This is a genomic window from Nocardioides sp. NPDC057577 (assembly GCF_042801335.1).
Lineage (GTDB): Bacteria > Actinomycetota > Actinomycetes > Propionibacteriales > Nocardioidaceae > Nocardioides.
Map to the genome: position 1 here is coordinate 1 of NZ_JBHVGB010000249.1, position 6515 is coordinate 6515.

Annotated in this window: 5 protein-coding genes; all 5 read right to left on the minus strand. The window is 66.1% G+C overall.

The features are described 5' to 3' along the window. Positions 1-32: 32 nt before the first annotated feature. Positions 33-1844, minus strand: a complete 1812-nt coding sequence (locus ACFU7D_RS28005; RefSeq protein WP_378873469.1) for an ABC transporter substrate-binding protein — start codon at positions 1842-1844, stop codon at positions 33-35. 47 nt (positions 1845-1891) lie between these two features. Next, a complete protein-coding gene (locus tag ACFU7D_RS28010) occupies positions 1892-2890 on the minus strand; it encodes an ABC transporter permease (protein ID WP_378873471.1) in 999 nt (332 codons plus the stop codon). A 227-nt stretch (positions 2891-3117) separates the two neighbouring features. After that, on the minus strand, positions 3118-4305 hold the full coding sequence (locus ACFU7D_RS28015) for an ABC transporter ATP-binding protein (RefSeq protein ID WP_378873473.1): 1188 nt from the start codon (positions 4303-4305) through the stop codon (positions 3118-3120). Further along, positions 4305-5390, minus strand: a complete 1086-nt coding sequence (locus ACFU7D_RS28020; RefSeq protein ID WP_378873475.1) for an ABC transporter ATP-binding protein — start codon at positions 5388-5390, stop codon at positions 4305-4307. The genes ACFU7D_RS28015 and ACFU7D_RS28020 overlap by 1 nt, the downstream gene beginning before the upstream one ends. A gap of 14 nt (positions 5391-5404) precedes the next feature. Continuing rightward, positions 5405-6421 (minus strand): ABC transporter permease, encoded by a 1017-nt coding sequence (locus ACFU7D_RS28025; RefSeq protein ID WP_378726076.1) that lies wholly within the window; start codon positions 6419-6421, stop codon positions 5405-5407. Positions 6422-6515: the final 94 nt, after the last annotated feature.

Below are 6515 nucleotides of genomic sequence, written 5' to 3' on the forward strand. Positions count from 1 at the left end.
GCGCGAGCTGATGCCCGCGCCGGCCCGTCACCTCACTTGAGGTACATGATGGAGAAGCTCGGCATGCCCTTGACCGGGTCGTTGACGACCCCGCCGACCTGCGAGCCCTTGATGAAGGCGTTCGCGTCGTAGCCTGCGTTGATCTCGACCATGTAGGTCTCCTGCATCCACTTGTCGAACTCGCCCCAGGCTGCGGGAACCTTGTCGGCTTCCATCTTCAGGATCTCGGCCTGCTTCGCGTCGGCGTCGGCCTCCTTGAAGTTGGTCGGGTTCGGCATGCCCGGCTTGTTGGCGTTCGAGCCGATCCACTGCGCCGGGAACCACGAGCCGCCCGAAGGCCAGTCGGAGCACCAGCCGCCGTAGCGGAGGTTGATCGGAGCGTCCAGGTTGCTCTCGTCGTCGCGGTAGGTCTCGTCGGTCGAGGCCACCGGGGTCGCCTTGAAGCCGGCCGCCTCGAAGCCCTTGACCATCTGGTCCTTCTTGGCCACCGAGTTCTCGTCGTCACGCTGGTAGTGCCACTTCAGCTCGAAGCCCTCGGCCCCGGCCTCCTTCAGCAGCGCCTTGGCCTTCTCCGGGTCGGTGGTCTGACCGTCCTGCCCCTTCGGGTACTGGTACTCGACTCGGCCCGCGGTGCCCGGGGGCAGGAGCGCGGTGCCGGGCTGGATGGTGACGCCGACGATCTCGCCGGAGGCCTTCCAGGCAGCCTGGTAGGGGTAGGCCCAGCTGATCGCCTCGCGGACCTTCTTGTCGGTGATCTTGGTCTGGTCCGGACGGTACATGTAGGTGCACGGTGAGGTGCCCTCGATGAGGTTGTCCGGCGCGCCCTCCTTGATCGACTTGTAGGTCGGCGGCGTGACGTCGTCGTAGGTCATCATCGTCTGCGCCGCGCCCTTGTCACCGAGGATCTGGTTCTCGAGCTTGGCGGTGTCCTGGGCGAACTTGAAGTCGAACGCGTCGGCGGCCTGGAACCGGCCGGGGTCGGAGTCGGCGTCCCACTGGTCGTTCTTGACCAGCGTCAGCGAGGTGCCGGGCTTGTAGGACTCGAACTTGTAGGGGCCGGTCGCCATCGGGTGGCTCTCGTAGGCCAGCGGGTCCTTGTCCTTGGCCTTCGGGATCGGCGAGAAGACCGGGAACGAGGCGTAGTAGTCGAGCTCGGGGAACGGCTGGGCCAGGTGGATGATCACCTTGTTGCCGTCGGCCTCGACGCCGTCGTAGTCCTCACCGCCGTACCAGCCGGCGCTGGCGTCGTAGTCGGGGAGCTTCTTCAGCTCGGCGTCGGTGTCCGCGAACGGGCCCTTGTACTTCTGGCCGTCCTTGAAGAACGTCGTCTGGTACGTCGGGCCGTCGGTCAGGGTGTCGATGGCGAAGGAGCGCTTGATGCCGTAGACGACGTCCTCGGCGGTGACGTCGGTGCCGTCCTCGTACTTGATCCCGTCCTTCAGCGTGAAGGTCCAGGTCAGACCGTCCTCGGAGGCCTGACCCAGATCGGTGGCGAGGTCGGGGACGAGGACGGAGTCGCCGCTCTCCTCGTCGTAGACGTACTGAGTCAGCGAACGGGTCACCAGACCGGACATGATCGCACCGGAGTCGGTGTAGTAGGTCCGGGTCGGGTCGAGGGTGTGGGGGGCGTTGTTGGACAGCACGGTGATCGTGCCACCCTTCTTGGCGTCGGACGGGATCTCCAGCGGCCCCTCGGCCGTGGCGTCCTTGCCGGCGCCGGCGCCGCCGCCGGCCTTGAACTCGCCGGCCGGGTCCTCGCCACCGCCGCCCCCGCCACCACAAGCAGCGGTGAGCGTCAGCGCAGCGATCGCACTGGCGGCGATCACTGTTCTCTTCAATCGCATCGTAGGTCTCCACCTTCCATGGTTGATGCCTCTCTCCGACGACGTGCTCACCGGAAAGACTTGGGGTCGAAGGCGTCGCGGATGGCGTCTCCGAGCAGGTTGAGCGCGAAGACCAGGACCACGATCCCGACGATCGGCGCGTAGAGGTACAAGGGGTATTCGTCGAACCAGCTCTGGGCGCGCAGGATCGTCTGTCCCCAGGACGGGCGCCCGGTGACACCGACGCCGAGGTAGGCCAGCGTCGCCTCCGCTGCGATCGTCGCCGGCAGGCTCAGCGAGAACGAGACGACGATCGGAGCGATCAGGTTGGGGAGCAGCTCCTTGAACAGGATCCGATGGGTCGGCATCCCCAGGACGTGCGCGGCCTCGATGAACTCGCGCTCACGCAGCGAGATCACCTCACCCCGGATCAGCCGGGCCAGGCCCATCCACCCGAAGATCGAGAGGATCACGATGAGCGCGATCAGCGAGGCGTTGTCGAGCATCGTCGGGTTCTCCCGCCAGCGCTCCACCAGCATCGGCGAGATCGCGATCGCGACCAGCAGGAACGGCAGCGTGAGGAAGAGGTCGATCACGAACGTGATCACCCGGTCACCCCAGCCGCGGCTGTAGCCCGCGATCAGGCCGAGCACAACGCCGACGAACGTCGAGACGACCGTGGCGATCGTGGCCACCAGCAGCGACGTACGCGCGCCGTAGAACCACTCCGCGAGCAGGTCGTTGCCGGAGTTGGGCTCCAGGCCGAGCGGGGCCTCCCAGGTGAACCCGTAGTTGGGCGGGCCGATGACGGGGTAGTTGAACGAGTCGGTGTCGGTCACCGGGTCACCGGCACGCACCTCGACGCCGAACAGCTTGCACAGCAGCGGCGCGAAGATCGCGATCAGGACGAAGAGCAGCACGATGCCGGCACAGAGCAACGCGACCCTGTCCGAGAGGAGGCGGTCCATGGCGATCCGCATCGGCGAACGGCCGGCGACGTCGCCCGTCCTCGGTTCCGGAGTGATCTCGGGGTCAGGACCCTGGATCAACACTTCGGACACAGTCATACGCTCGTATCTCCGTTCGCTGCCAAGGGCTCGCCCAAGACCTGACCACTTGGCGCGGTCCCGAACCAGCGCGCTGCCACAAGGTATGCCAAGTTCCACAGGTTCGGGCGGGACTACAGATAACGGTTCGATACCGACGGTGACGCGTGACACATACGTAACAAAGACGGCCCGCAGCCAAAGGCTGCGGACCGTCTTTCGTAATCTCGCCGAGACGCGAGAGATCCTCAGGCGCGACCCCGCGAGTTGTTCGCCAGGTCGTACCAGGTGTCGGCGTAACCCGGACCGTCGCCCGGGACCTCGGCCGGGCTGGCGCCCGGGTCTGGTGCACCGAACTCGTCGACGCCCAGGAGCGGCGCGGTGATCGGCTTCTCCGGGTGCTGGTGGATCTCACCCGGGAAGTGGCAGGCGACCTTGTGCTTCTTGCCGATCTGCAGCAGCGGCGGCTCGACCACGGAGCAGATGTCCTTGGCGATGGAGCAGCGGGTGCGGAAGTGGCAGCCCGAGGGCGGATTGATCGGCGAAGGTACGTCGCCCTCCAGCCGGATCCGCTCACGCCGGCCACCGATCGCGGCCTGCTTCACGTCGGGCACGGCGGAGAGCAGCGCCTGCGTGTAGGGGTGGTGAGCGCGCTCGTAGATCGACTCGCGGTCACCGATCTCCACGATCTTGCCGAGGTACATCACCGCGACCTCGGGGCAGAAGTGACGAACGATGGCGAGGTCGTGAGCGATGAACAGGAAGGAGATGTCGAACTCCTTCTGCAGATCCTGGAGCAGGTTGATCACCTGGGCCTGGATCGAGACGTCCAGCGCCGAGACCGGCTCGTCGGCGACGAGCAGCTTCGGCTGCAGGGTCATGGCTCGGGCGATGCCGATGCGCTGGCGCTGGCCGCCGGAGAACTCGTGCGGGTAGCGGTTGTAGTGCTCGGGGTTGAGCCCGACGATCTCGAGCAGCTCCTGGACCCGGCTGAGCACCTTGTTCTTCGGCACCATGTTGTGGATCCGCAGCGGTGCGCCGATGATCGATCCGACCGTGTGACGCGGGTTCAGCGAGGTCGACGGGTCCTGGAAGATCATCTGGATCTCCCGGCGCATCGGGTGCAGCTGCCTACCGGAGTAGTTGGCGATGTCGGTGCCCTCGAAGGTGATCTTCCCCTCGGTGGGCTTGTAGAGCCGCGTCACCATCCGGCCGGTCGTGGACTTGCCACAACCGGACTCGCCGACGAGGCCCAGGGCGCTGCCCTTAGCCACCTCGAAGGAGACCCCGTCGACGGCCTTGACGTGCCCGACCGTACGCCGGATCACGCCACTGCCCTTGACCGGGAAGTGCATCTTCAGGTTCTCGACCGAGAGCACCGTCTCGGTGCTCTCCGGCGCGACCGAGGCCGCGGGGGCGGTCGTGGTGTCGCTCATCAGTCCTCCACCAGGTCAGGTGCGATCTCGGGCAGGATCTCTGCCTCGTAGACCTCGTCGGCGTTCTTGATGTGGCACCGCTTGGTGTGGTTGCCACCGCTGTTGGCCGGGGTGAGCTCGGGAAGGGTTGTCCGGCACAGGTCGCCGCCCACCTTCGCCACGTGGTCACAGCGCGGTTCGAAGGCGCATCCCGGCGGCGGGTTGAGCAGCGAAGGCGGGTTGCCCCGGATCGGGATCAGCTTCGCCTCGGTCGACGCGGTCAGGTCCGGCACGCTGGAGAGCAGTCCCCAGGTGTAGGGCATCTCCGGGTTGGTGAGGATCTCCTTGCACGGGCCGTACTCGACCGCGCGGCCGGCGTACATCACGAGTACGTCATCAGCCATCTCGGCCACGACGCCGAGGTCGTGGGTGATGATGATGATCGCCGCGTCGAAGTCGCGCTGCAGGTCCTGGAGCAGGTCGAGGATCTGCGCCTGGACGGTCACGTCGAGAGCCGTGGTCGGCTCGTCGGCGATCAGCAGGCTGGGGTTGTTGATCAGCCCCATCGCGATCATCGCGCGCTGGCGCATACCACCGGAGAACTGGTGCGGGTAGTCGTCCACGCGACGGTCGGGCTGCGGGATGCCGACACGGTCGAGCATCTCGATGGCGCGCTTGCGCGCCTCCCTCTTGGTCACGTTGTTGTGGACCTGGTAGGCCTCCATGATCTGGTTGCCCACCGTGTAGTAGGGGTGCATCGCGGAGAGCGGGTCCTGGAAGATCATCGCCACGTCGCGACCGCGGCGCTTGCGCATGTCCTCGTTGCTCACCTTGAGCAGGTCGACACCGTCGAGCATGATCTGGCCGCTGAGGATGGCGTTGGTGCCGCGGTGCAGCCCCATGATCGCCGAGCTCGAGACCGACTTGCCGGAGCCGGACTCGCCCACGATGCCGAGCGTCTTGCCGCGCTCGAGCTCGAAGGAGAGGCCGTCGGTCGCCTTGACGATGCCGTCGGAGGTGGAGAAGTGAACCTTCAGGTCCTGCACCGAGAGGAACGCGCCGCCGTTGGCCCGTGTCGACTCGGGAGTCGTGGAAAGGTCAGTCATTGATCAGATCCTCCTCAGGCGACGCGCACGCGCGGGTCGATGAAGGCGTACAGGACATCGACGACGATGTTGGCGATGATCACCAGAGCGCCGAGGAGCAGCACCAGGCCCACGATCGTGGGAAGGTCGTAGGTCTCGTTCGCGGTCACCGCGAGCTTTCCGAGACCGTAGTAGTTGAAGACGTCCTCGGTGATGATCGCTCCGCCGAGGACGGCGGCGACGTCGAGACCGAACATCGTCACCAGCGGGGTGAGCGCGGCGCGCAGCGCGTGCTTGAACAGCACCTTCTTGCCCTTGAGGCCCTTGGACTTCGCGGTGCGGATGTAGTCCTCGCTCATCGACTCGAGGACGAACGCCCGGGTCATGCGTACGTAGCCCGCCATGTAGACCGCCGCGAGGGTGAACCCGGGGAGCATGAGCTGGACCAGCCATTCCCCGACACCGCCCTCGGCTATAGGCACGTATCCCGGTGCGGGGAAGATCCCCCATTTGATGGCTACGAAGTTGATCAACAAGGCACCCACGAAGAAGGTCGGAAACGCGTAGAGGGACAGCGTGGCTCCGACGACTCCGCGGTCCACGAGGGACCCCTTGAAGACGGCTGCGAGCACTCCGAACAGAACACCGAAGACGACCCAGATGGTGACCGCGACCAGGGCGATCGAGATCGAGATCGGGGCTGCCTCCGCGATCTCCTCGTTGACCGTCATCTGCAGCTGCTGGGAGAAGCCCAGGCAGGGCGCCGCGCACTCGGTGACCAGCTCGGGGTTGGCCTCGCGCATCGCCTCGTCGGCGGGGTACTCGCGGCCGACGACGACGCCCTTGGCGAAGTTGCCCCACTGGACCAACAGCGGCTGGTCGTAGCCGAGGGCCTGACGGGTCTCCTCGATACGCTCCGGGGGGCAGTTCTTACCGCACGAGAACTGTGCCGGGTCGACCGGGTTCTTCATGAACAGTGCGAAGACGATGAAGCTCATCGCCACCAGCATGAGCAAACCGACGATCACGCGCCGGATGATGTAGGCGACCATCGGTGGGTCTCACCTTCATTGGGATCGGCCGGAGCACCGTCGTGGGGTGTCGTCCGGGGGGAATCGTGTCCAGGTACATGGGGGGAGGCGGGGC

What these genes read in the sequence shown, in the direction of transcription:
- ACFU7D_RS28005 (WP_378873469.1), bottom strand. Translation starts at nt 1,844, where the DNA reads ATGCGATTGAAGAGAACAGTGATCGCCGCCAGTGCGATCGCTGCGCTG.
- ACFU7D_RS28010 (WP_378873471.1), bottom strand. Translation starts at nt 2,890, where the DNA reads ATGACTGTGTCCGAAGTGTTGATCCAGGGTCCTGACCCCGAGATCACT.
- ACFU7D_RS28015 (WP_378873473.1), bottom strand. Translation starts at nt 4,305, where the DNA reads ATGAGCGACACCACGACCGCCCCCGCGGCCTCGGTCGCGCCGGAGAGC.
- ACFU7D_RS28020 (WP_378873475.1), bottom strand. Translation starts at nt 5,390, where the DNA reads ATGACTGACCTTTCCACGACTCCCGAGTCGACACGGGCCAACGGCGGC.
- ACFU7D_RS28025 (WP_378726076.1), bottom strand. Translation starts at nt 6,421, where the DNA reads ATGGTCGCCTACATCATCCGGCGCGTGATCGTCGGTTTGCTCATGCTG.